The organism is Variovorax sp. efr-133-TYG-130 (assembly GCF_030208835.1).
Lineage (GTDB): Bacteria > Pseudomonadota > Gammaproteobacteria > Burkholderiales > Burkholderiaceae_C > Variovorax.
Genome location: NZ_JARVTD010000010.1, coordinates 126,488 through 148,525 on the forward strand (window position 1 = coordinate 126,488; position 22,038 = coordinate 148,525).

20 protein-coding genes and 1 other RNA gene are annotated in these 22,038 nt (G+C 66.8%); 15 read left to right on the top strand and 6 right to left on the bottom strand.

Annotated features, from left to right (window positions below; genetic code table 11):
• Window positions 1–98: 98 nt before the first annotated feature.
• The 6 genes from QRN67_RS11990 (at window position 99) to QRN67_RS12015 (ending at window position 6,407) form a co-directional block, all read left to right on the top strand.
• The gene (locus QRN67_RS11990) at window positions 99–1,592 is read left to right on the top strand and encodes an NCS1 family nucleobase:cation symporter-1 (RefSeq protein WP_285411961.1); all 1,494 of its coding nucleotides are present in this window, start codon (window positions 99–101) and stop codon (window positions 1,590–1,592) included.
• A 31-nt stretch (window positions 1,593–1,623) separates the two neighbouring features.
• On the top strand, window positions 1,624–2,361 hold the full coding sequence (locus QRN67_RS11995; protein ID WP_285411963.1) for an aspartate/glutamate racemase family protein: 738 nt from the start codon (window positions 1,624–1,626) through the stop codon (window positions 2,359–2,361).
• Window positions 2,362–2,375: 14 nt separating this feature from the next.
• The gene (locus tag QRN67_RS12000) at window positions 2,376–3,140 is read left to right on the top strand and encodes a GntR family transcriptional regulator (RefSeq protein WP_081266789.1); all 765 of its coding nucleotides are present in this window, start codon (window positions 2,376–2,378) and stop codon (window positions 3,138–3,140) included.
• A gap of 10 nt (window positions 3,141–3,150) precedes the next feature.
• Entirely contained in the window at window positions 3,151–3,711 is a 561-nt protein-coding gene (locus QRN67_RS12005; protein ID WP_285411965.1) for a helix-turn-helix transcriptional regulator, read from the top strand.
• Between the two features lie 69 nt (window positions 3,712–3,780).
• A complete protein-coding gene (locus tag QRN67_RS12010) occupies window positions 3,781–4,764 on the top strand; it encodes an NAD-dependent epimerase/dehydratase family protein (RefSeq protein WP_285411966.1) in 984 nt (327 codons plus the stop codon).
• 152 nt (window positions 4,765–4,916) lie between these two features.
• The gene (locus QRN67_RS12015) at window positions 4,917–6,407 is read left to right on the top strand and encodes a nucleobase:cation symporter-2 family protein (protein WP_285411967.1); all 1,491 of its coding nucleotides are present in this window, start codon (window positions 4,917–4,919) and stop codon (window positions 6,405–6,407) included.
• A 15-nt stretch (window positions 6,408–6,422) separates the two neighbouring features.
• Here QRN67_RS12015 and QRN67_RS12020 read toward each other — a convergent pair whose 3' ends face one another.
• Window positions 6,423–7,280, bottom strand: a complete 858-nt coding sequence (locus QRN67_RS12020) for an aldo/keto reductase (protein WP_285411968.1) — start codon at window positions 7,278–7,280, stop codon at window positions 6,423–6,425.
• A gap of 31 nt (window positions 7,281–7,311) precedes the next feature.
• Window positions 7,312–8,784, bottom strand: coding sequence for a sensor histidine kinase (locus QRN67_RS12025; protein ID WP_285411969.1), 1,473 nt, complete (start codon window positions 8,782–8,784; stop codon window positions 7,312–7,314).
• A 348-nt stretch (window positions 8,785–9,132) separates the two neighbouring features.
• Between QRN67_RS12025 and QRN67_RS12030 the strand changes: the two genes are divergently transcribed.
• Genes QRN67_RS12030 through QRN67_RS12070 form a run of 9 tightly spaced genes read left to right on the top strand, consistent with a single transcriptional unit; the run spans window position 9,133 to window position 19,225 of the window.
• Window positions 9,133–10,215, top strand: coding sequence for a tartrate dehydrogenase (locus tag QRN67_RS12030; RefSeq protein WP_106935170.1), 1,083 nt, complete (start codon window positions 9,133–9,135; stop codon window positions 10,213–10,215).
• Between the two features lie 39 nt (window positions 10,216–10,254).
• Window positions 10,255–11,205, top strand: coding sequence for an ABC transporter permease (locus QRN67_RS12035; protein WP_285411970.1), 951 nt, complete (start codon window positions 10,255–10,257; stop codon window positions 11,203–11,205).
• Complete coding sequence (locus QRN67_RS12040) at window positions 11,202–12,083, top strand: ABC transporter permease (protein WP_237679443.1); 882 nt, start codon at window positions 11,202–11,204, stop codon at window positions 12,081–12,083. Before QRN67_RS12035 ends, QRN67_RS12040 begins: the two co-directional genes overlap by 4 nt.
• A 7-nt stretch (window positions 12,084–12,090) precedes the next feature.
• Window positions 12,091–13,092 (top strand): ABC transporter ATP-binding protein, encoded by a 1,002-nt coding sequence (locus QRN67_RS12045; RefSeq protein WP_081266797.1) that lies wholly within the window; start codon window positions 12,091–12,093, stop codon window positions 13,090–13,092.
• Window positions 13,089–13,904: an ATP-binding cassette domain-containing protein gene (locus QRN67_RS12050; protein WP_081266798.1), complete on the top strand. Its 816-nt coding sequence runs from the start codon at window positions 13,089–13,091 to the stop codon at window positions 13,902–13,904. The genes QRN67_RS12045 and QRN67_RS12050 overlap by 4 nt, the downstream gene beginning before the upstream one ends.
• Window positions 13,905–13,949: 45 nt before the next feature.
• Window positions 13,950–15,443, top strand: coding sequence for an ABC transporter substrate-binding protein (locus QRN67_RS12055; RefSeq protein ID WP_285411972.1), 1,494 nt, complete (start codon window positions 13,950–13,952; stop codon window positions 15,441–15,443).
• A gap of 4 nt (window positions 15,444–15,447) precedes the next feature.
• On the top strand, window positions 15,448–16,851 hold the full coding sequence (locus tag QRN67_RS12060; protein ID WP_285411973.1) for an amidase: 1,404 nt from the start codon (window positions 15,448–15,450) through the stop codon (window positions 16,849–16,851).
• Window positions 16,852–16,876: 25 nt separating this feature from the next.
• Window positions 16,877–18,325 carry an aldehyde dehydrogenase family protein gene (locus tag QRN67_RS12065; protein ID WP_285411974.1) on the top strand — a complete coding sequence of 483 codons (1,449 nt, stop codon included), beginning with the start codon at window positions 16,877–16,879 and terminating at the stop codon, window positions 18,323–18,325.
• A gap of 9 nt (window positions 18,326–18,334) precedes the next feature.
• Window positions 18,335–19,225, top strand: coding sequence for an NAD(P)-dependent oxidoreductase (locus QRN67_RS12070; protein ID WP_106935175.1), 891 nt, complete (start codon window positions 18,335–18,337; stop codon window positions 19,223–19,225).
• 51 nt (window positions 19,226–19,276) lie between these two features.
• Here the strand turns inward: QRN67_RS12070 and ssrA are convergent.
• The 4 genes from ssrA to ompA form a co-directional block, all read right to left on the bottom strand.
• Window positions 19,277–19,661, bottom strand: a transfer-messenger RNA (tmRNA) gene (ssrA, locus tag QRN67_RS12075).
• 12 nt (window positions 19,662–19,673) lie between these two features.
• The gene (gene gph / locus QRN67_RS12080; protein ID WP_285411975.1) at window positions 19,674–20,345 is read right to left on the bottom strand and encodes a phosphoglycolate phosphatase; all 672 of its coding nucleotides are present in this window, start codon (window positions 20,343–20,345) and stop codon (window positions 19,674–19,676) included.
• Window positions 20,342–21,061, bottom strand: a complete 720-nt coding sequence (gene ubiG / locus QRN67_RS12085; RefSeq protein ID WP_081266804.1) for a bifunctional 2-polyprenyl-6-hydroxyphenol methylase/3-demethylubiquinol 3-O-methyltransferase UbiG — start codon at window positions 21,059–21,061, stop codon at window positions 20,342–20,344. The genes gph and ubiG overlap by 4 nt, the downstream gene beginning before the upstream one ends.
• Window positions 21,062–21,190: 129 nt before the next feature.
• Window positions 21,191–21,841: an outer membrane protein OmpA gene (gene ompA / locus QRN67_RS12090; protein WP_081266805.1), complete on the bottom strand. Its 651-nt coding sequence runs from the start codon at window positions 21,839–21,841 to the stop codon at window positions 21,191–21,193.
• Between the last annotated feature and the right edge of the window lie 197 nt (window positions 21,842–22,038).

A 22,038-nucleotide genomic window follows, 5' to 3' on the forward strand; every position in this document is an offset into this window, starting at 1 on the left:
TGCAGTTTTTGTATACAAATAACGCATCCGAAAGGCGGCGCGAAATTTGCGTCAAAAACTGCTCCCAACCCCTACCTATCCGCACAAGGAAGAAGACCATGAGCACAGTCGTCAGCCAGGCCCCCACGGGGACAAGCGAAGCCGGCATTGCGCCGCACGCCGAGTCGAACGCAGTCATCAAGCCCGGCTACCACCCGCGGCTGACCAACGAAGACCTCGCGCCGCTGAAGAAACAGACCTGGGGGCAATACAACATCTTTGCCTTCTGGATGTCCGACGTGCACAGCGTGGGCGGCTACATCACGGCCGGCAGCCTCTTCGCGCTGGGGCTGTCGAGCTGGCAGGTGCTGGTGTCGCTGCTGGTGGGCATCGTGATCGTGCAGTTCTTCTGCAACCTCGTGGCCAAGCCGAGCCAGGTGACGGGCGTGCCCTACCCCGTGGTTTGCCGCGCACCGTTCGGCGTGCTGGGCGCCAACATCCCGGCCATCATCCGCGGGCTGATCGCGGTGGCCTGGTACGGCGTGCAAACGTATCTGGCGTCGGCGGCCTTCATGGTGCTGGCGCTGCACATGGCGCCGGATCTCACGCCTTACGCGGACGTGGCGCAGCACGGCTTCGTCGGCCTGTCGGCCCTGGGCTGGGTCGCGTTCATGGTCATGTGGGTGTTGCAGGCCTTCGTGTTCTGGCACGGCATGGACGCCATCCGCAAGTTCATCGACTGGGCCGGTCCGGCGGTGTACGTGGTCATGGCCATCCTGTGCGGCTGGCTGGTGTGGAAGGCCGGCTGGAGCAAGATCGACCTGAACCTGGGCGGCATCAAGTTCCAGGGCTGGGACGCGCTGCCGGTGATGCTCTCGGCCATCGCGCTGGTGGTGAGCTACTTCAGCGGCCCGATGCTCAACTTCGGCGACTTCTCCCGCTACGGCAAGAGCTTCGACGCGGTGAAGAAGGGCAACTTCTGGGGCCTGCCGGTGAACTTCGTCTTCTTCTCGCTGCTGACCGTCATCACCACCGCCGCAACGCTGCCCGTGTTCGGCGAGCTCATCACCGATCCGGTGCACACCGTGGGCAAGATCGACAGCACCACCGCCGTGGTACTGGGCGCGCTGACCTTCATGATCGCCACCATCGGCATCAACATCGTGGCCAACTTCGTCTCGCCGGCCTTCGACTTCTCGAACGTGGCGCCGCAGCACATCAGCTGGCGCACGGGCGGCATGATCGCCGCTGTGGGCTCGGTGTTCCTCACGCCGTGGAACCTCTACAACAGCCCCGAGGTCATCCACTACACGCTCGACGTGCTGGGCTCGTTCATCGGGCCGCTGTTCGGCATCCTCATTGCCGACTACTACATCGTGCGCAAGCAGCGCATCGACGTGGACGCGCTCTACACCATGAGCCCCAAGGGCGAGTACTGGTACAGCGGCGGCTACAACCCGAAGGCGATCCAGGCGCTGGTGCCGTCGGCCATCGTGCCCATTCTTTGCGTGATGGTGCCGACGCTGCGCGGCGCCGCCAACTATGCGTGGTTCATCGGCATGGGCCTGGGCTTCATCCTGTATGCGCTGCTGAACCGCAACAGCAAGACCTGAAACACTGGAAGAGAAAGAAAGGGACCGCGCCGTGCGCATCAAGATCATCAATCCCAACACCACCTGGAGCATGACCGAGAAGATCGGCGCTTGCGCCCGCGCGGTGGCGCACAGCGGCACCGAGATCGTGGCGGTGAGCCCGGCCATGGGCCCGGTTTCCATCGAGAGCCACTACGACGAGGCGCTGGCCGTGCCGGGGTTGCTTCAGGAGATTGCGGCAGGCGAGCGCGACGGCATCGACGGCTACGTGATCGCCTGCTTCGGCGACCCGGGCCTGAAAGCCGCGCGCGAACTGGCGAGCGGCCCGGTGGTCGGCATCGCCGAGGCGGCGATGCACCTGGCCAGCATGGTCGGCAGCCGCTTCAGCGTGGTAACCACGCTGGGACGCACCATGGGCCAGGCCTGGCACCTGGCCGAGATCTACGGCATGGAGCGCTTCTGCGCCAACGTGCGCGCCTGCGAACTGCCTGTGCTCGAACTCGAGGAACCCGGCTCGCGGGCCCGCGAGCGCATCGTCGACGAATGCCGGCTCGCCCTCGAGCAAGACGGCTCCGACTGCATCGTGCTCGGCTGCGCAGGCATGACCGACCTGTGCGCGCACATCGAGCAGCTGCTGGGCGTGCCTGTGATCGACGGCGTGGCCGCCGGCACCAAGCTCATCGAATCGCTCGTGGCGCTGAAACTGCGCACCAGCAAGCGCGGCGAGCTGGCAAAGCCCCTGCCGAAGCCCATCATTGGGGCGCTGGAAGGCTTCACCCTGCCGCGCTAGGCCACAATCCGCGCATGCCCCGCGCCAGTTCCAAACCTCCCGTTTCCGACACCTCCTCCGCCGCAGCCGCGCCGCCCGACGACGGCGCCGCGCCGGCGGACAAGCAAAGCTCCATCGAGAGCATCGCCAACGACATCGCCACCGCCATCGTCGAGAAGCGCCTGCCGCCCGGCACCTGGCTGCGCGAAGAGGCGCTGGGCCGCGTCTATTCGGTGAGCCGCACCAAGGTGCGCGCCGCGCTGCTGATGCTGTCGAAGGACAAGCTCATCGAGATGATCCCCGACAAGGGCGCCTTCGTCTGCCAGCCCACCGTGGAAGAAGCACGCGAGGTGTTCGCGGTGCGCCGCATTCTCGAGAGCGAGGTGGTGCGCCTCTTCATCGCCAATGCACGGCCGCGCGACTACCAGGTGCTCGAGCAGCACGTCAAGTTCGAGCGCACCACGCTGCGCCAGACCACCACCATGGGCACCGTGCGCGAGAAGCTGCTGGGCGACTTCCACGTGGCACTGGCCGAGGCCACGGGCAACCGCACGCTGGCCGAACTGGTGCGCGAGCTGGTCGCGCGCAGCTCGCTGATCGCGATGCTGTACCACTCGTCGAACGACCCGCACTGCTCGTCCGACGAGCACGCCGAGTTCCTGCGGCTGTGCCGCAAGGGCGACCCGGAGGCCGCGGTGAAGAGCATGATCGAACACCTCGAGCGCATCGAGGCCAGCCTCTCGCTGGACACCGACAAGCCCGACCGCCAGCTCGACCTGGTGAAGGCGCTGCTGGCCTGAGGCTGACGCCGTGCATCACAGGATCACCCCGAACCATCCGAGCCTGGGCACGGCCCTGCGCCGGATGCGCCTGCTGCGCGGCATCAAGCAAACGCATTTCGCACAACTGATGGGCGTGAACCAAGCGACGGTGTCGCGCTGGGAGCGCGGGCAGCTCGCGCTGTCCGCCGCGCAGCAGGCCGCGGCGCACCGGCTGCTCGCGGCCGCGCAGGACGCATCGCAGGACGCCGCCTTGAAGCGGCTGGTCGAATCGTCCACGCGCAAGGTGCACCTGATCTGCGACCGCACGCACCGGCTGCTGGCCGCTTCGCCGTCGCGCCAGGCCGAGTGGCGCGCCGATGCGGCGGAATTCATGGGGCGTTCGCTGATCGGCTACGCCTCGGCAGAAATCCTCGCGGCCGAAGCCACACTCGACGGGCTGGGCTGGTACGCGGGCGAGCTGTCGTCGCTGGAGATTGCCACCGGAGCCAATGCCGACCCGGTCATTCCGATCGTGTCGGGCCGCGTGCTGTGGGAGCGCATTGCACTGGCCGACGGGTGCGCCGGACGCATCGTCACCACCATCGCCTGAGCGCAGACGCCCGATCCACGCATAACTTATGCGTGGACGCCCTCAACGTCGGCAGATAGTCTTGCGGCCATGACCACTTTGATCACCGGCAGCGCCGGCCACCTCGGCGAAGCCCTGATGCGCACGCTGCGCGCGGCTTCGCAAGACGCTCGGGGCATCGACATCACGCCCTCCCCCTTCACCGACCGCGCAGGTTCCATCACCGACCGAGCCTTCGTGCGCGACTGCATGCGCAGCGTGCGCACCGTCATTCATGCGGCCACGCTGCACAAGCCCCACGTGGGCACGCACAGCCTGCAGGAGTTCATCGACACCAACATCACGGGCACGCTGGTGCTCCTCGAAGAAGCGGTGGCGGCCGGTGTCGAGGCCTTCGTGTTCACCAGCACCACCAGCACCTTCGGCTCGGCGCTCACGCCCGCCGAAGGCATGCCGGCAGCCTGGGTCACGGAAGGCGTGACGCCGATCCCGAAGAACATCTACGGCGTGACCAAAACCTCCGCCGAAAGCCTGTGCGAGCTGTTCCACCGCAAGCAGCGCCTGCCCGTGATCGTGCTGAAGACTTCGCGCTTCTTTCCCGAGGACGACGACGATGCCACCGCGCGCAGCCTCCATTCATTGGAGAACGCGCAGGCCAACGAGCTGCTGCATCGCCGCGTCGACATCGAGGACGTGGTCGATGCCCACCTGCTGGCGGCCAGACGAGCACCGGCCATCGGCTTCGGCCGCTACATCGTCTCGGCCACCACGCCCTTCACGCAAGACGACCTGCCGATGCTGCGCGAGAGCGCACCGCGTGTGCTGAACCGGCTGTTTCCAGAGTGCGAAGCGCTCTATGCCGGGCAGGGATGGAAGCTGCCCGCGCAGCTCGACCGCGTCTACGTGAATGCGCTGGCGCGGCGCGAGCTGGGCTGGCAGCCGCGCCATGACTTCGCGCATGTGCTGCGGTGCCTGCGCGAAGGCCGCGACTCCCGCAGCCAGCTGGCGCGCGACGTGGGCAGCAAGGGCTACCACCGCGAGGTGTTCGGCGAAGGGCCGTACCCCGTCGCCTGAGCGACTGCCGGCGGAATGAACCCGGCCTGCTTCGGGTTTTTCCGGGTCAAGATTGTCGCATAAGTTGTATACAGTTTCGCGTACACATTGAGGCAAGCGCCGTGGCAAGCCACGCCGCCCCAGCCTCTTCCCTTGCGCAGCAGGAGACAACGATGACGGCCGACGCCACACTTTCCCAAGTCCATCCCGTGGATCAGCGCTTGCCTTCGGGCAAGCTCGCGGCCCTCGGATTGCAGCATGTGCTGGTGATGTATGCGGGGGCCGTCGCGGTGCCGCTGATCGTCGGGCGCGCGCTCAAGCTATCGCCCGACGAGGTCGCCCTGCTGATCTCGGCCGACCTGTTCTGCTGCGGCATCGCCACGCTGATCCAGGCGCTCGGCGCCACGCAATGGTTCGGCATCAAGCTGCCGGTGATGATGGGCGTGACCTTCGCGTCGGTCGCTCCGATGGTGGCCATCGCCAACGCTAACCCGGGCCAGAACGGAGCCCAGCTGCTGTTCGGCTCGATCATCGGCGCGGGCGTGGTGTCGATACTGATCGCGCCGCTGGTGAGCCGCATGCTGCGCTTCTTTCCGCCGGTGGTCACGGGCACGATCATCGCCGTCATCGGCATCAGCCTGATGCGCGTGGGCATCAACTGGATCTTCGGCAACCCGGTGGGCCCGACGGCGCCCGCGCTGGTCGACCCGGTGTATGCCAAGTGGCTCGCCGAGGTGACGTCGCCGGGCAGCTCCATTCCGGCGGTGCCCAAGGGCTTCGCGATCATGCCGACGGTGCCCAACCCCAAGTACGCGGATCTTTCAGGCTTCGGCGTGGCAGCGCTGGTGCTGGTGTCGATCCTGCTGATCGTCAAGTACGCCAAGGGCTTCATCGCCAACATCTCGGTGCTGCTGGGCATCGTGATCGGCGCCGTGGTGGCGTCCATTACCGGCCTCATGACCTACGAGAAGGTGGGCAAGGCCGCATGGGTCGACATCGTGCTGCCCTTTCACTTCGGCATGCCGCAGTTCGACCCGATCCTGATCCTCACCATGACGCTCATCATGATCGTGGTGATGATCGAATCGACCGGCATGTTCCTCGCGCTCGGCGAGATGACCGACCGCAAGATCGAGCAGAAAGACCTGGCCCGCGGCCTGCGCACCGACGGCCTGGGCACGCTGATCGGCGGCATCTTCAATACCTTCCCGTACACCAGCTTCTCGCAGAACGTGGGCCTCGTGGCCGTCACCGGCATCAAGAGCCGCTACGTCTGCGTGGCGGGCGGCGTGATCCTCATCGTGCTGGGCCTGCTGCCGAAGATGGCCGCGCTGGTGGAGTCGCTGCCCACCGTGGTGCTTGGCGGCGCGGGCCTCGTGATGTTCGGCATGGTGGCCGCCACCGGCATCCGCATCCTGTCGGGCGTGGACTTCAAGACCAACCGCCACAACGCGATGATCGTCGCGGTGTCGATCGGCATCGGCATGATTCCGCTGATCGCGCCCAACTTCAAGCAATGGATGCCGCACGCGATTCACTCGCTGATCGAGTCGGGCATCCTGCTGGCGTCGATTGCCGCTGTGCTGCTGAACCTGTTCCTCAACGGCGCGAAGCACGACGAGCAGGCCGTGATCGCCGCGGCCAAGCAGGCCGAGGCGCACTGAGCCTTCCTTCCCGGGTCAGATCATCGCCAGCGGCCCCTTGCGCCGCGGCGGTGGGTGCAGGCGGTCGATTTCTTCCAGGGTTGCCGCGTCGAGCTTCAACGCCGCTGCGGCCAGGTTTTCCTTCAGGTGCCCGGCGCGCACCGCCTTCGGGATCGCCGCCACGCCGGGCCGCGCGATCACCGCGGCCAGCGCCAGTTGCCCAGCAGTTACGCCGAGACGCGCAGCCAGTTCCCCCAACGCCTTGTCACCCGCCAGCGCACCCTGGTCGATCGGGCTGTAGGCCATCAGCGGCATGCCGCGCTCGCGCTGCCAGGGCAGCAGGCTGAACTCGGGCCCGCGCTCGCCCAGCGACAGGTAAACCTGGTTGGCCGCGCAGCCCGGCCCGCTGCCGGCGAGCGGCTCCAGCTCTTCCATGTCGTCGGTGTCGAAGTTGCTCACGCCCCAGCGGGCGATGCGGCCGTCGGCCACCAGCGACTGCATCGCGGCGACGGTGTCGCGCAGCGGGTGGTTGCCGCGCCAGTGCAGCAGGTAGAGGTCGATGGCGTCGAGCCCCAGCCGCTTCAGGCTGCGTTCGCAGGCCTCGCGCGTGCCGCGCCGGCTCGCGTTGTGCGGGTAGACCTTGCTGACGATGAAAAGCGCATCGCGCCGCACGTCACCCGCGCGCAGCGCCTCGGCAACGGCCTGGCCCACGACGGTTTCGGCGCCGCCTTCGCCGTACATCTCGGCGGTGTCGATGAGCCGGTAGCCCAGGGCGATGGCCTCGCGCACGGCGGCGACTTCGGCCGCGCGGCGGCTTGCATCCTCGCCCATGCGCCAGGTACCCAGGCCGAGTACCGGCATCTCGCCGCCGGTGGGGAGTGAAAGTGTTCGCATCGGCACATGGTAGATGCGGCCGATACCCCTGTCAGCCTGCCGACAACGGCAGCCACACGGTCGCCAGCAGCCCCCGCCCGTCTTCGCCCGCCTCCAGAATGATCTGTCCGTGGTGCCTGTCGAGCACCGACTTCACGATCGCCAGCCCCAGCCCGCTGCCCGACTGTGTCTGGTCGGGGTTGCGGAAGAAGCGGTCGAACACCCGCTCGCGCAGCGCCGGTGGAATGCCCGGGCCCTGGTCGGCCACGCGAAGCACCGCGCGTGCGCCATCGCGGCCGACATGCACACTGACTGTGCCGCCCCCGGGGCTGTACTTGACGGCGTTCTCCACCAGGTTGCTCACCATCGAAATCAGGCCCTCGCGCTCGCCGAACACCGGCACCGGGCCTTCGTCATCCACCGCAAAGTCGAACTTCACGCCGCGCGCCTGCGCCAGCGGCCCGAGCAGCGCGATGCGCTCGCGCGCCAAGGCGTCGAGCGCAAGCGCTTCGGGCAAGGCGTTCTGCGGCACCTCGTCGCTGCGCATCAGCTGCTGCAACTGCCCGACCAGCCGCGTCGCGCGGTCATTGCTGCGCAGCAGGTTGGCCATGAGCTCGCGCTGGCCCTCGTCGTTCGTCTGCGCCCTCAGCGCCTCGACGTTCACGCGCATCGCCTCGAGCGGTGTCTGAAGTTCATTGGCCGCGTCGGCGATCAGCCCGCGTTCGCGCACACCGCGGTCGCGCACGCTGCGCAGCAGGCCGTTGATGCTGCGCACCATCGGCCGCAGTTCCTTGTGCTGCGGCTCGAACGACAGCGGCGTGAGGTCGGCGGGGCCGCGCTCGGCGGTCTCCCGCGTCACCTGTCGCCACGGCCGCAGGGCGAGCAGCACGGCCAGCCATGCGGGGAACACCAGGAACGGCAGGCTGATGAGCAAGGGCAGGAAGTAGTAGCTGCGGTCGTCGGCGTTGAAGTACAGCCGCAGGAACTTGGGCTCGGCCAGCATCACGCGGGTGTCGAGCACCGGCGAGACCATGGTCCGCGCGCGCAGCGACCGTTCGCCCAGGCGGATGATCTCCACCTTGCCGATGGTCTGGTTGATGATCGGCGGCACCGATGCGCTCGAGTTGTAGATGAGCCTGCCGCGCTGCCATACCTGCATGACCGGCGCCTTGTCCTCGTCGGACGTGAAGTCGCCCGAGGTCTCGAGCAGCGCCATGTCGAAAGCGCGCAGCGTGGCTTGCTGGCGGTCCGGCGAGTCCGCGAGATTCCGCGCGGCGGTGATGATGCAGGCAAAGAGGCTGTCGTAGCGCACGAGTTCGGGAAAGCGGTTGGAGTCGTGCAGGAACAGGCCGACGATGCAGGCCCACAGCAGCCCGACCACCGAAACCTGCGCCAGCAGCAATCGCCTCAGCAGCGAGGGCTGGACCCAGCGCCGCCAACGTTGCCCGAGCGCGTGCCGCCACCCCGCATGCATGGCGGCGCCCGCGCCGGGGCCGGCGTTGTCCTGGACAGGCGAAGAATTCATGTGTTTTATGGCGGCCGCTCACTGGGGATCGGGTGCCGCGAGCGGCCGAAGTATCTGCCGGGTCTGCACACCGGAATTCAGCAAGCCTTCATGAAGCTGCATGCGGGCTCTCCAGCGGCCTGAAGCGGCGCGCCGAGCCTTCTAATTTTTAGAAGTCAAAGACATTCCCGTGACACCGAAATCTTTATCCACGCAAGCAAACCGCCTCGCCTTGCCTTCTTATTTTGTCAACACTGAGTGGGTGCCAACCCCGACCTCTCGCATGGCCACGGCTCCTAGAATTTTTCAGCGGCCTTGCGTCACGAGCGCGCTCGCCCCATCGAAACGAATTTGGAACAGGTTGAGTCAATGCAGAAAAAGCACAGGATTGCCGTCATTCCCGGAGACGGCATCGGCGTCGAGGTCATGCCCGAAGGTTTGCGCGTGCTCGACGCGGTCGGGCGCCGTTTCGGCATCGACTTCTCTTACGACCACTTCGACTGGGGCTCCGACCACTACGTGCGCACCGGCCTGATGATGCCGGCCGACTGGGCCGACAAGATCCAGGGCCATGACGCCATCTACTTCGGCGCGGTGGGCGCGCCCGACAAGGTGCCCGACCACATCGCCGTGTGGGGCCTGCTCATCAAGATCCGCCGCGACTTCGACCAGTACGTGAACCTGCGTCCCGTGCGCCTGATGCCCGGCGTGCCCGGACCGCTGGCGCACCGCAAGCCCGGCGACATCGACTTCCTGGTGGTGCGCGAGAACACCGAGGGCGAGTACACCTCCGTGGGCGGGCGCCTGTTCGAGGGCACGCCGCGCGAAATGGCGATCCAGGAAGCGGTGTTCACGCGCGTCGGCGTGGATCGCATCATCGAATACGCATTCGAGCTGGCCAGCCGCCGCCCGCGCAAGAACCTGGTGGCCGCGACCAAGTCGAACGGCATCTCGGTGACCATGCCCTACTGGGACGAGCGCCTGGCCGAGATCGCCAAGCGCCATCCGGACATCGCGACCAGCAAGTACCACATCGACATCCTGTGCGCGCACTTCGTGCAGCACCCCGACTGGTTCGACGTGGTGGTGGCCTCCAACCTGTTCGGCGACATCCTCTCCGACCTGGGCCCGGCCTGCACCGGCACCATCGGCATCGCGCCGAGCGCCAACCTGAACCCGGAGCGCAAGTTCCCGTCGCTGTTCGAGCCGGTGCACGGCTCGGCGCCCGACATCGCGGGCAAGGGCATCGCCAACCCGATCGGCCAGATCTGGTCGGCCGCGCTGATGCTCGACCACCTGGGCAACAACGATCCCGTGTACGCACAGGCTTCGGCCGCCGTCATCTCGGCCATCGAGACGGTGCTGAGCGAAGGCCCGCGCACGCGCGACATGGGCGGCACCGCGAACACCGTGGACGTGGGCCGCGCGATCGCCGACTGCATCTCGGCATGACGACGAGCCCCTCATCCCTTTGCGGCCGGGGACACTGAGATGGGCCTGTTCCTGCTGAAGCGCACGCTGACGCTGATCGGCACGCTGGTCGGCGCGTCGATCATCGTGTTCCTGGTGCTGGAGATTCTTCCGGGCAACGCGGCACAGATGCTGATGGGGCCGGATGCTTCGCCCGAAGCGGTGGCGGCGCTGGCCACCAAGCTCGGCCTCGACCTGCCCGCATTGACGCGCTACTGGCACTGGATCGGCGGCCTGCTCACCGGCAACCTGGGCGACAGCTACGCCTACAGCTCGCCGGTGCTCGACCTGATCCTCGAGCGCCTCGCGCTCACCATGCCGCTGGCGCTGCTGGCGATGTTCTTCACCACGGTCATCGCGCTGCTGGTAGGCGTGACGGCCGCCGCGCGCCACAACAAGCTCGGCGACGTCGGCCTGATGGGCATGGCCCAGGTCGGCATTGCGATTCCCAATTTCTGGTTCGCGATTCTTCTGATCCTCGTGTTCTCGGTGAAGCTGCAGTGGTTCTCGGCAGGCGGCTTCGAGGGCTGGGGCGACGGCTTCTTCTCGGGCATCAAGTCGCTGCTGCTGCCTGCCCTGTCGCTTGCGGTGGTGCAGGCCGCGATCCTCGCGCGCATCACACGCTCGGCGGTGCTGGAAGTGATGCGCGAAGACTTCGTGCGCACCGCGCGGGCCAAGGGCGTTTCGCAGCGCATGGTGCTCTGGACGCATGTGCTGCGCAACGCCATGATCCCCGTCATCACGGTGATGGGCATGCAGTTCTCCGAGCTGCTGGCCGGCACCATCGTGGTGGAGAACGTGTTCTATCTTCCCGGCTTGGGCCGGCTGATCTTCCAGGCCATCAGCAACCGCGACCTGATCGTGGTGCGCAACTGCGTGATGCTGCTCGCGGCCATGGTGGTCATCGTGAATTTCGTGGTCGACGTGCTCTACGCCGTCATCGACCCGCGCATCAAGGCCAGCGACATATGAACGCCATCACGGCCCCGGCCCCCAGCGCCGCGGCGCTCAAGCTCCCCGGTTTCTGGCAACGCGCGGTGAAGCACCGCAGCTTCGTCATCGGCGGCGTGCTGGCCGCGCTGCTGCTCATCGCGGCGCTGGTGTCCTTCGTGTGGACGCCGTGGTCGCCGTATGCGATGGACATGGCGAACAAGATGCAGGCCCCGACGGGCTCGCACTGGCTGGGCACCGATGCATTCGGGCGTGACGTGGCCTCTCTGCTGCTGGTGGGTGCGCGCGCATCCATCCTGGTCGGCATCATTGCCGTGGGCATCGGCCTGGTGGTCGGCACCGCGCTGGGCCTGCTCGCGGCGGCCAAACGCGGCTGGGTCGAAGAAGCGGTGATGCGCCTGTCGGACTTCACGCTGGCCTTTCCCGCGATTCTCTCGGCCATCATGATGACCGCCGTGTTCGGCGCGGGCATCGTGAATGCCATCGTCGCGATCGGCATCTACAACATCCCGACCTTCGCGCGCATCACGCGCGCATCGGCCAACGCCATCTGGTCGCGTGAATACGTGGCCGCGGCGCGCGCCTGCGGGAAGGGCTCCTTTGCCATCACCATGCAGCACGTGCTGCCGAACATCTCGGCCGTGCTGATCGTGCAGATCACGATCCGCTTCGCCATCGCCATCCTCGCGGAAGCGGCGCTCTCGTATCTCGGCCTCGGCACGCAGCCGCCGCAGCCGTCGTGGGGCCGCATGCTCAGCGAAGCGCAGACCCTGATGTTCCAGCAGCCGCTGCTGGCGGTTTTCCCCGGCATGGCGATCGCGCTGGCGGTGCTGGGCCTGAACCTGCTGGGCGACGGCCTGCGCGACCTGCTCGATCCGCGCCTCGCCCGCGCACGCTGAGACCACGATGCCCCTCCTCGAAGTCAACAACCTCCAGATCGGCCTGCAGACCCAGCGCGGCCCGGCGCAGGCCGTGCGCGGCATCTCGTTCTCGCTGGAGCGCGGCGAAACGCTGGGCATCGTCGGCGAATCGGGCTGCGGCAAGTCGATCACCGTGATGTCGCTCATGGGCCTGCTGCCCTCCAGCGCGCAGGTCACCGGCAGCATCAAGCTCGACGGGCAGGAACTCGTCGGCCTGCCCGAAAAGCAGATGTGCCAGATCCGCGGCAACCGTATCGGCATGATCTTCCAGGAACCGATGACGGCGCTGAACCCGGTGCACACCATCGCGCGCCAGGTCGGCGAGCCGCTGCAGTTGCACCGCGGACTGACCAAGGCTCAGGCCCGCAAGGAAGCTCTAGGCCTGCTCGACCGCGTGGGCATTCCCGACGCGGCCTCGCGCCTCGACGCCTACCCGCACCAGTTCTCCGGCGGCCAGCGCCAGCGCATCGGCATCGCGATGGCCTTGGCCTGCGGCCCCGACCTGCTGATTGCCGACGAGCCCACCACCGCGCTCGACGTGACCATCCAGAAGCAGGTGCTCGACCTGATCCAGAGCCTGGTCAAGGAAATGGGCATGGCGATGATCCTGATCTCGCACGACCTCGGGGTGATCGCCAACAGCGTGAAGCGCATGCTGGTGATGTACGGCGGCAGCGCGGTCGAAAGCGGCCCGACCGACACCGTCTTCGCGGGCCGCGCGCATCCCTATACGCGTGGCCTGTTCGCAGCGCGCCCCGCCATCGGCGCGGTGCGCGCGGGCCGGCTGCCGACCATCCGGGGCAGCGTGCCGGAGCTGGTCGACATGCCGCGCGGCTGCGCCTTCGCGGGCCGCTGCGCCCACACCATCGACCTGTGCCAGAGCACGCGGCCCCAGGCCACGCTGCTGCCGAACGACCACACGGTGCGCTGCCTGCGGCTCGGCGAGATCGCCGCGCTGAACGCCAAGGCCGCCGCCCTCCCCGCATGAGCCAGTCCACCAATGCCGGCCAGCCCCTGCTGGCCGTGAAGAACCTCTACCGCCACTACGCGCTGCCGCGAGAAAAACTCTTCGGCCCGCCGCCGACGGTGAAGGCGCTCAACGGCGTGAGCTTCGACGTGCACGCCGGCAAGAGCATGGGCATCGTCGGCGAATCGGGCTCGGGCAAGTCGACCATCGCGCGCCTGGTGATGGCGCTGGACACGCCCACGTCGGGCACCGTCTCTCTCGAAGGCCGCGACCTGCATGCGCTGTCGAAGGAAGCGCTGCGCACGGCGCGGCGCGATTTCCAGATGGTGTTCCAGGACCCCTACGGTTCGCTCGACCCGCGCCAGACCGTGGCGCGCATCGTGGCCGAGCCGCTGGAGGCGCTGGCCGAGACCAGCCGCGCCGAGCAGCGCGAGCGCGCATCGGAAGCGCTTGCCGCCGTCGGCCTGCGCACCACCGACATGGACAAGTACCCGCACGAGTTCTCGGGCGGGCAGCGCCAGCGCATCGCCATTGCACGCGCGCTCATCACGCGGCCCAAGCTCATCGTGGCCGACGAGCCGGTGAGCGCGCTCGACGTGTCGGTGCAGGCCCAGGTGCTCAACCTCATGCAGGATTTGCAGCAGCAGTTCGGCATCAGCTACCTGCTCATCAGCCACGACCTCGCGGTGGTCAACCATCTGTGCGACGAAGTCTGCGTGGTCTTCAAGGGCCGCATCGTGGAACGGGGCCGCCCGGCCGACCTGTTCGCGCATGCGCAGCACGAATACACGCGCACGCTGCTGTCCGCCGTGCTGCACACGCCGTCGCGCTAGGCGACGCCGGTTCTCAGTTTCATCCTCACCTCCAGGAACTATCGAATGTTGAAGCGACGCACACTCATGACTTCCGCCATGGCTGCGGCAATCCCGGGGGTCTTCCTGCCCCAGGCACGTGCGCAGGCCGGCAAGAACACGCTGACGATCGGCATGCCGCTCGAGCCGCCGGGCCTGGACCCGACCACCGGCGCCGCGTCGGCCATCGCGGAGATCACGCAGTACAACATCTTCGAGACGCTCACCAAGGTGAATGCCGACGGCTCGGTCACGCCGATGCTGGCGGAGAGCTGGTCGTCGTCGCCCGACATGAAGACCTTCGTCTTCAAGCTTCGCAAGGGCGTGCGCTTCGAGAACGACCAGCCCTTCAACGCGCACACCGTGAAGTTCTCGTTCGACCGCGCGGGCGGCGCCAAGAGCACCAACAAGGACAAGCGCTTCTTCAGCGAGATCGGCACCGTGGTGCTCGACGAGTACACGGTGGGCGTCAACAGCACGCTGCCCAACCCCGACCTGCCGTTCATGCTGGGGCAGTCGACCGCCTGCATCGTCGAGCCCAAGAGCGCCGACACCAACGTCACCGCGCCGGTGGGCACCGGCCCGTACAAGCTGAGCGCATGGCAGCGCGGCGCCTCCTGCACGCTTGTCAAGTCGCCGAGCTACCGCGACCCGAGCCTCGCGAAGGTCCCGAAGTTCGTGTTCCGCTTCATGTCGGACACGGCCGCGCAGACCGCCGCGCTGATGGCCAGCGACATCGACATCTTCCCGCGCGCGGGCACCCGCTCGGTCGCGCAGTTCAAGGGCAACCCGCGCTTCCAGGTGATTGAAGTGGGCACGCGCGGCAAGGTGATCCTGACCATCAACAACCGCAAGAAGCCACTGGACGACGTGCGCGTGCGCCGCGCCATCCTGGCGGCCATCGACCGCAACGCGATCATCCAGGGCGCGGCGGACGGCTTCGGCAAGCCCATCGGCAGCCATTACGCCATGGGCGCGCCGGGCTTCGTCGACACCACGGCGATGAACCCCTTCGACATCGAGAAAGCGAAGAAGCTGCTGGCCGAAGCCGGCGTGAAGACGCCGCTAGAACTGCGCCTGCAACTGCCTCCGCCCTCGTATGCACGCCAGGGCGGCGAGATGATCGCAGCGCAGCTGGCGCAGATCGGCATCAACGTGAAGATCCAGAACGTGGAATGGGCCCAGTGGCTCAGCGGCACCTTCGGCGGCGCGCACGACTTCGACCTGACGATGGTCGCGCACGTGGAGCCCTTCGACCTGGTGAAGTACACCGAGCCCGACTACTACTGGGGCTACGACTCGAAGAAGTTCCGCGACCTGTTCGTCACCATCCAGAACGAAGAGAACAAGAAGCGCCGCGCCGACCTGCTGGCCGACGCCCAGCGCATGCTGGCCACCGATGCGGTCAACGGCTTCCTCTACCAGGCGGTGTTCCCGACCATCGCGCGCAAGGAAGTGAAGGGCCTGTGGCCGAGCATGCCGATCGTGGTGAACGACCTGGCCGCGATCTCGTGGGGTTGATGCGATGACGACCAAGCCCCTCTATTCGCTGGGCGTGCAGGAGCTGCACGCGGCCTATGCCGCCAAGGAACTGTCGCCGGTGGAAGTGGCGCGCTCGGTTAACGAGCGCATCGCCGCCTACGAGCCCGAGCTGCACGCAACCTGGCTGTTCCGCCCTGAACTCGCGCTCGAGCAGGCGCGCGCCTCCGAAGCCCGCTGGCTGGCCGGCAAGCCGCGCGGCATGCTCGACGGCGTGCCCGTGACCATCAAGGACAACCTCGCCACCGAAGGCGACCCGATGCCGCTGGGCACCGCCGCCTACGACCTGGTGCCGATGAGCTACGACTCGCCGCCCGCCGCGCGCCTGAAGGAAGACGGCACGGTGCTGGTCGCCAAGACCACCATGCCAGACCTGGGCATGCTGTCGTCGGGCCTGTCGAGCTTTCATGAACTCTCGCGCAACCCGTGGGACGTTTCGCGCACGCCGGGCGGTTCCAGCTCCGGCGCCGGTGCTGCTGCGGCCGCAGGCTACGGCCCGCTGCACGTGGGCACGGACATCGGCGGCTCGCTGCGCCTGCCGGCCAGCTGGTGCGGCATCTACACGCTCAAGCCCAGCTTCGGCCGCATTCCCCTCAGTTCACCCTACATGGGCCGCTGTGCCGGTCCGATGACGCGCACGGTGGCCGACTCGGCGCTGATGATGGCGTCGGTCGCGCAGCCCGACGATCGCGACTACTCGGAGCTGCCGCCGCCGGTCATCGACTGGAACGCCTTCGAGGTCGATCCGTCGTTCCTCAAGGGCAAGCGCGTGGCGCTGCACATGGACGCGGGCTGCGGCCTGCCGCTCGATCCGCAGATCGCCGAGGCGGTGCGCCGCGCGGCGAAGCGCATCGAGGCCGCCGGTGCGCACGTCGAAGAAATTCCGGCCTTCATGACGCCGAAGATGCTGCAGGGCATGGACCACTTCTGGCGCATGCGCTCGTGCATCGACATCCAGGCGATGCCGGCCGACAGGCGCGCGAAGATCCTGCCGTACATCCGCGAATGGGCCGAGAGCGCCGCCGGCTTCTCGGGCGCGCACATCTTCGACGCCTACAGCCAGTTCATCGCCACGCGCGCGGCCACGGTCGCCGCAACCAAGGCCTACGACTTCGTCATTTCGCCGGTGTCGCCCAACCTGCCCGCGCCGGCCGACCACGCCTCGCCGACCAACGATCCGATGCTGCCGCTGGAACACATCGGCTTCACGGTGCCCTACAACATGTCGGAGCAGCCGGCCGCGTCGATCAACTGCGGCTATTCGGCCGAAGGCATGCCCATCGGCCTGCAGATCGCCGGGCGCCGTTTCGACGACCTGGGCGTGCTGCAGTTCAGCCGCGCCTTCGAGCAGATCCGCGAAGCACAGAAACCCTGGCCGGAACCCAAGTGATCCGCCACAAGGAGACATCGACCCCATGAACGCCACCCACTACATCGACGGCCGCCGCGTGGCGTCCGAAGGCAGCGCCACCATCGACGTGATCGACCCGAGCGATGGCCAAAAATTCGGCGAGATCGCACGCGGCACCGCCGCCGACATCGACACCGCCGTGCGCGCGGCGCGCCGGGCCATGGGCGACAACTTCGACGGTCCCTGGGGCGAGATGACGGCGCTGCAGCGCGGGCGCCTGCTCGGCAAGCTCGGCGCCGCCGTCATGGCGCACCACGAGGAGCTGGCCCAGCTCGAAGCCCGAGACACCGGCAAGGCACTGCGCGTGGCGCGCAACGACGCGACCGCGCTGGCCCGCTACATGGAGTACTACGCCGGCGCCTGCGACAAGCTGCATGGCGACACGCTGCCCTACGAGCGCGGCTACACGGTGCTGACCGTGCGCATCCCGCACGGCGTGACGGGCCACATCATTCCCTGGAACTACCCGATGCAGATCGCGGGCCGCAGCGTGGGCGCATCGCTCGCCGCCGGCAACGCCTGCGTGGTGAAGCCGGCCGAAGACGCCAGCCTGTCGCTGCTGCGGCTCGCCGAGCTTGCGACCGAGGTCGGCTTCCCGGCCGGCGCGCTCAACGTGGTGACGGGCTACGGCAAGGAAGCCGGCGCTGCGCTGTGCGCGCACCCGGGCATCGACCACATCTCCTTCACCGGCTCGACCATGACCGGCCGCAGCGTGGGCCTGGCCGCCGCCGAGCGCCACTGCCCGGTGACGCTGGAGCTGGGCGGCAAGTCGCCGCAGATCGTGTTCGCCGATGCCGACCTGGACGCGGCCGAGCCGGTGCTGCTCAACGCCATCATCCAGAACGCGGGCCAGACCTGCTCGGCCGGCAGCCGCGTGCTGGTGGAACGGTCGGTCTACGAAGAAGTGGTGCAGCGGCTCGCGAAGCGCTTCACCGCCGTGCGCGCGGGCACGCCCGCCGAAGACCTGGACATGGGCCCGCTCATCAACGAAAAGCAGTTCCGCCAAGTGCGCGACATGGTCTCGACAGCCGAGGCCGCGGGCATGAAGGTGGCGGCGCGCGGCACGGTGTCGGCCAACGCACCGTCCAGCGGCTACTACCAGGAGGCCGTGCTGTTCCGCGATGTGCCGCACGACAGCGATCTGGCGCAGCGCGAGATCTTCGGCCCCGTGCTGGTCGTGATGCCCTTCGCCGACGAGGCGGAGGCGGTGCGCCTGGCCAACGGCACGGACTTCGGCCTGGTGGCCGGCGTGTGGACCCGCGACGGCGCGCGCCAGCTGCGCATGGCGCACAAGCTGCACTGCGGGCAGGTCTTCGTCAACAATTACGGTGCGGCGGGTGGTGTAGAACTGCCCTTCGGCGGCGTGAAATCCAGCGGCTTCGGCCGCGAGAAGGGCTTCGAGGCCTTGCTCGGATTCACGACCCTCAAGACCATCGCAATCAAGCACGGATGAAGACAACACATGACAACCACTGAACAGCAAACGCCGCGCAAGGTCGGCCTCGTCGGCGTCGGCCTGATGGGCCACGGCATCGCAAGCAACATCGTCAAGCATGGCCACCAGCTGACCGTGCTGGAACACGCGGGCAACCAGCCGATCGACGGGTTGCTAAAGGCCGGCGCCACTTCGGTGAAGGACGTGGCTGCGCTGGCTGCTCAGGTCGACGTGCTGATCCTGTGCGTCACCGGCACGCCGCAGGTCGAGGCCGTGATGCTGGGCGACCAAGGCGCGCTGTCCGCGCTGCGCCCCGGTACGGTCGTGATCGACTGCTCCACGGCAGTGCCCGCCTCCACCGCCAAGGTGGCCGAGGCGGTGAGCGCCAAGGGCGGCAAGTTCATCGACGCGCCCATGACGCGCACCGCCAAGGAGGCGGCCGAAGGACGCCTGAACCTGCTGGTGGGCGGCGACGCCGAAGTGCTGGCCTCGTGCCTGCCGCTGCTGCGCTGCTTTGCAGAGAACATCACGCACGTGGGCGGCATCGGCGCCGGCCACGCGATGAAGCTGCTGCACAACTTCGTGTCGCTGGGCACTGTGGCGCTGCTGTGCGAGGCGGCCGCCTGTGCGGAGCGCGCCGGCGTGAAGCCAGAGGTGTTCGTCGATGTGCTCGCCAAGGGCGGCGGCAACGGCGTGGCGCTGGAACGCGTCAAGCCCAAGCTGCTGACGGGCGGCACCGATTCGCTGAAGTTCTCGATGGCGAACGCCAAGAAAGACCTGGGCTACTACAACGACATGGCCGAACAGGCGTCGGCCGGGCACGGCATCGCGCAAGCCGTGGATGCGCTACTGACGCAAGGTGTCGAGAAGTTCGGTCCGGACCGGATGGTGCTGGATCTGGTCGAAGCGTTGCGCTGATTGCCAGATCGCGTAAGTCCTTGATCTTGTTGGACTCAGCGTGTGTGAATTTGGTGGAGCTGGGGGGATTTGAACCCCCGTCCGCAAGCCTTCATCGCGCAGTTCTACATGTTTAGTGATCTGATTTAAGTCTCGCTTCCGGAACCGCGCAGTCACACGCTGAACCGGACGCCAGCACCCTATTTTCTCGCCTCGACCCAAGGTACCCGGATCGAAGCCAGCCCATGTAATTATCCTTGCAGCCGGGAGGTCAGGATTGCTCCAGACCCCCTTGCCCAGCCCATCGGCCAACTGTTGCAAGGCTCACTGGCAATTAAGCAGCGAGTGCGAAACGTTCGTCGTTTGCAGTTAGTTTGTTTGAATCTGTTTTACGAGCGCATTCAGCTCGACATGCCCCGCTGCGACTCCGAACCCACGTCGAAACCAGTGCAGCCCCAAGCGACCCATTTTAGGCGCTATTGAGTAACTTCAAGAGCTCCAAGGGCGAAGATATTGAGGCGTCGGCTTCCCACAGGGCCGAATCGGCCTGCGAACCCATGTAGCCGTAGGTGGCGGCAACTGTGCGCATGCCCGCTGCGCGGCCCGCGATGATGTCCCGCTCGTCGTCGCCGACGTACATGCAGGCGTCGGAAGGCACGCCGAGTCGGCGCGCGGCTTCATGCAGGGGCTCTGGATGCGGCTTGGCAAACGGCGTGGTGTCGCCGCTGATCACCGCGCCCGCGGTCTCGAAGAGCGGCATGGCGCGCGTGAGCGGGTCGGTGAACCGCATCGACTTGTTGGTCACGACACCCCATGGAAGCCCCTGCTCGCGCAGCGCCTCGATCAACGCATGAACGCCGTCGAACACCTGCGTATTGAGCAGCATGCGGCGCTCGTAGGTCACGAAGAACTCTTCGCGCAGTTCATCGAACTCGGGCGACTCCGGCGTGATGCCGAAGGCCACGCCAAGCATGCCCCGCGCACCGGCCCCGGCCATCGGTCGGTATCTTTCGAGCGGATACGACGCCAAGCCGCGATCGGTACGCATCTTGTCGGCTGCCGCGCCCAGGTCGGGTGCGCTGTCGATCAGCGTGCCGTCGAGGTCGAACAGCACCGCTCTCGTCTTCAGCCCGCTGCTCATGCCGGAGCGCCCGGCTTCCGGGTGGCGAACATGTAGTTGACACTGGTGTCGCCGCTGAGCCAGTAGCGCCGCGTCAACGGGTTGTGCTCCATGCCCCGGGTGTGCCGCAGGTCGAGCCCGGCTGCCCGGCAATAGGCGGCCAGTTCGCTGGGGCGAATCAACTTCGCGTACTCATGCGTCCCACGCGGCAGCATGCCAAGCACGTATTCGGCGCCCACTATGGCCAGCATGAAAGACTTCAGGTTTCGGTTGATGGTCGAGAAGAACACCCATCCACCCGGCTTCACCAGATCCGCGCAGGCCTGGATCACCGATGCCGGCTGCGGCACATGCTCGAGCATTTCCATGCAGGTGACGACATCGAAACTGCCCGGCTGCTCGGCTGCCAGCGCCTCGGCGCTGATCTCGCGGTACTTCACGCCGCGCGTGCCGGCTTCGAGCGCATGAAGTTGCGCCACCTTGAGCGCCTTGCCGGCCAGGTCGATGCCCAGAACTTCCGCGCCCTTGCGAGCCATCGAATCGGCCAGGATGCCACCGCCGCAGCCGATATCGAGCACCCGGCGCTGCGAAATAGGCGCAATACCGTCGATCCATTCCAGGCGCAATGGATTGATTTCGTGCAATGGTCGGAATTCACTTTCCAAATCCCACCAACGGTGCGCGAGTTCTGAAAACTTGGCCAGTTCGGCCGGATCGGCATTCACGTTTTCTGTCATGCAGCGATTATGAAACGAGCCATGCCCGACAACACCGAGCAAGGCTTTGCTGAATGAGCGAATGCCAATTCGACAGGCATAAAAAAACCCCGCCGTAGCGGGGTTTTCATGATCGATGGAATCGATTGATTAGTTGGCGCGGGTGCCGACCACTTCGATTTCCACGCGACGGTTCTTGGCGCGACCTTCCTTGGTCTTGTTGTCAGCCACAGGCTGCGACTTGCCCTTGCCTTCGGTGTAGACGCGGTTGCGTTCGATGCCCTTCGAGACCAGGAAGGCCTTGACGGCTTCGGCGCGACGGACCGACAAACGCTGGTTGTAGGCAACCGTACCGATCGAGTCGGTGTGGCCCACAGCGATGATCACTTCGAGGTTCACACCACGGATCTTCTCGACCAGGTCGGTCAGCTTCGCACGGCCTTCAGGCTTCAGAACCGACTTGTCGAAGTCGAAGAAGGCGTCAGCAGCGAAGGTCACCTTGTTGGCGGCCACGACCGGGGGAGCCGGGGGAACCGGAGCAGCAGGCGTAGGAGCCGTAGCGACAGGAGCAGCAGGAACCAGAGCACCGTCGCAACCAGCGGCAGCCGTTGCGGGCGTCCAGTTGGCATCGCGCCAGCACAGTTCGTTCGTGCCGTTCTTCCAGACCAGTTCGCCGGTGCCGTTTTGCCAGTTGTCGATCGTAGGACCGCCGTCCGCAGCGGTGACACGGGTCTGCGCGCCGGCGGCAGTGGCGAGCGCAGCGACTGCAAACATCATCGCCACTTTATTCAGTTTCTTCATGGTTCTCCTCTTGGGGAAAAAGCCGCAGCCGCGCTGCGAATCAAGGACGCTTTAAGTGACCACCACCCAAAACGTTGAGGCGATTGTGCCATAGGGTCTTTGGCAAACAGGCCGCAGGACGGCCCCGAAGCGTAGGACGGAGGCGGAATAGAGGCCTTGTGTTGCGGCGGTGCGACACCCCTCACAGCGTAAAATTT

Excerpts from the sequence above, each read along its gene's own strand:
- QRN67_RS11990 (WP_285411961.1), top strand. The coding sequence starts at position 99 with ATGAGCACAGTCGTCAGCCAGGCCCCCACGGGGACAAGCGAAGCCGGC.
- QRN67_RS12000 (WP_081266789.1), top strand. The coding sequence starts at position 2,376 with ATGCCCCGCGCCAGTTCCAAACCTCCCGTTTCCGACACCTCCTCCGCC.
- QRN67_RS12010 (WP_285411966.1), top strand. The coding sequence starts at position 3,781 with ATGACCACTTTGATCACCGGCAGCGCCGGCCACCTCGGCGAAGCCCTG.
- QRN67_RS12015 (WP_285411967.1), top strand. The coding sequence starts at position 4,917 with ATGACGGCCGACGCCACACTTTCCCAAGTCCATCCCGTGGATCAGCGC.
- QRN67_RS12020 (WP_285411968.1), bottom strand. The coding sequence starts at position 7,280 with ATGCGAACACTTTCACTCCCCACCGGCGGCGAGATGCCGGTACTCGGC.
- QRN67_RS12025 (WP_285411969.1), bottom strand. The coding sequence starts at position 8,784 with ATGAATTCTTCGCCTGTCCAGGACAACGCCGGCCCCGGCGCGGGCGCC.
- QRN67_RS12030 (WP_106935170.1), top strand. The coding sequence starts at position 9,133 with ATGCAGAAAAAGCACAGGATTGCCGTCATTCCCGGAGACGGCATCGGC.
- QRN67_RS12035 (WP_285411970.1), top strand. The coding sequence starts at position 10,255 with ATGGGCCTGTTCCTGCTGAAGCGCACGCTGACGCTGATCGGCACGCTG.
- QRN67_RS12040 (WP_237679443.1), top strand. The coding sequence starts at position 11,202 with ATGAACGCCATCACGGCCCCGGCCCCCAGCGCCGCGGCGCTCAAGCTC.
- QRN67_RS12045 (WP_081266797.1), top strand. The coding sequence starts at position 12,091 with ATGCCCCTCCTCGAAGTCAACAACCTCCAGATCGGCCTGCAGACCCAG.
- QRN67_RS12050 (WP_081266798.1), top strand. The coding sequence starts at position 13,089 with ATGAGCCAGTCCACCAATGCCGGCCAGCCCCTGCTGGCCGTGAAGAAC.
- QRN67_RS12055 (WP_285411972.1), top strand. The coding sequence starts at position 13,950 with ATGTTGAAGCGACGCACACTCATGACTTCCGCCATGGCTGCGGCAATC.
- QRN67_RS12060 (WP_285411973.1), top strand. The coding sequence starts at position 15,448 with ATGACGACCAAGCCCCTCTATTCGCTGGGCGTGCAGGAGCTGCACGCG.
- QRN67_RS12065 (WP_285411974.1), top strand. The coding sequence starts at position 16,877 with ATGAACGCCACCCACTACATCGACGGCCGCCGCGTGGCGTCCGAAGGC.
- QRN67_RS12070 (WP_106935175.1), top strand. The coding sequence starts at position 18,335 with ATGACAACCACTGAACAGCAAACGCCGCGCAAGGTCGGCCTCGTCGGC.
- gph (WP_285411975.1), bottom strand. The coding sequence starts at position 20,345 with ATGAGCAGCGGGCTGAAGACGAGAGCGGTGCTGTTCGACCTCGACGGC.
- ubiG (WP_081266804.1), bottom strand. The coding sequence starts at position 21,061 with ATGACAGAAAACGTGAATGCCGATCCGGCCGAACTGGCCAAGTTTTCA.
- ompA (WP_081266805.1), bottom strand. The coding sequence starts at position 21,841 with ATGAAGAAACTGAATAAAGTGGCGATGATGTTTGCAGTCGCTGCGCTC.